Genomic DNA, 1,302 nt, shown 5'->3' with positions numbered 1-1,302 from the left:
CGGAGGCTCCAACTCTTGAGTAGATGGAGTCCTTATGAGCAAGACAACGAACAAGTTTTCGCCGGAGGTTCGCGCCCGTGCGGTGCGGATGATATTGGATCACGAAGGCGATTATCCTTCCCGCTGGTCGGCGGTGGTGTCGGTTGCCGACAAGATCGGCTGCGCACCGCAGACGCTTCACGAGTGGGTGAAGAAGGCGGAGGTCGACAGCGGTAAGCGCGCTGGCGTGCCAAGCGATACGGCCGACAAGCTGAAGGCGTTGGAACGCGAGGTCCGCGAGCTGCGTCAGGCCAACGAGATTCTTCGCAAGGCATCGGCATATTTTGCGCAGGCGGAGCTCGACCGCCCGTTCAAGCGATGATCGCGTTTATCGATGATAACCGCGAGCTTCATGGGGTCGAGCCGATCTGCAAGGTCTTGCCGATCGCCCCTTCCACTTACAGCAAGCATGTCGCGCAGCGGCGAGATCCATTGCGACTGTCGGCGCGGGCGAGACGCGATCTGGCGCTCAAGCCCGAGATCGCCCGCGTGTTCGCCGAGAACTTTGCTGTTTACGGCGTGCGCAAGGTCTGGCGGCAGATGAACCGTGAAGGGTTCTCCATCGCCCGCTGCACCGTTGAACGGCTGATGCGCGAGATGGGTTTGCACGGGGTGATCCGTGGCAAGCCGTTGCGCACTACGATCAGCGATAAGGCTGCGCCCTGTCCGCTGGATCGCGTCAACCGGCAGTTCCATGCCCCGGCGCCGAACAGGCTGTGGGTCTCGGACTTTACCTACGTCTCGACCTGGAGCGGGTTCGTCTATGTCGCATTCGTGATCGACGTCTACGCCCGCTACATCGTGGGCTGGCGGGTCAGCCGGACAGCACATGCCAGCTTCGTGCTGGATGCCTTGGAGCAAGCTTTGCACGACCGCCGACCGATCCATCGTGGCGGACTGGTTCATCACAGCGACCGCGGATCGCAATATGTATCGATAAAATATACCGAACGCCTCGCAGAAGCCGGCATCGAGCCGTCGGTTGGCAGCGTCGGCGACAGCTATGACAACGCTTTAGCGGAGACGATCAATGGCCTTTACAAGGCGGAAGTGATCCACCGCCGCGGACCATGGCGCTCCTTCGAGGCCGTCGAGTTCGCCACACTGGAATGGGTCAATTGGTTCAATCATCGGCGTTTGCTGGAGCCAATCGGCAACGTCCCGCCCGCCGAAGCCGAACAACAATACTACGCCATGCTGGACGATACCGCCATGGCAGCATAACTTAAACCAAATGGCCTCCGGCAATCCCGGGGCGGTTCA

1 protein-coding gene and 1 other annotated feature are annotated in these 1,302 nt (G+C 60.7%); the gene reads left to right on the top strand.

Annotation, left to right across the window (positions count from 1 at the left end):
* The first annotated feature begins 34 nt into the window (after nt 1–34).
* Nucleotides 35–1,263, top strand: a protein-coding gene (locus ACM64M_RS14280; protein ID WP_416229382.1) for an IS3 family transposase whose coding sequence is annotated in 2 segments (ribosomal slippage) — nt 35–323 and nt 323–1,263 — 1,230 coding nt in all. Because the reading frame shifts where the segments join, the coding sequence is not laid out codon by codon here.
* Nucleotides 316–432: a sequence feature (AL1L pseudoknot), on the top strand. (Overlaps the previous gene by 117 nt.)
* Nucleotides 1,264–1,302 lie beyond the last annotated feature (39 nt).

Origin of the sequence: Qipengyuania sp. ASV99, assembly GCF_047872805.1 — a bacterium.
Classification (GTDB): domain Bacteria; phylum Pseudomonadota; class Alphaproteobacteria; order Sphingomonadales; family Sphingomonadaceae; genus Erythrobacter.
The sequence above is the reverse complement of the archived record's forward strand: the minus strand, read 5'-3'. Positions and strand labels throughout refer to the sequence as shown.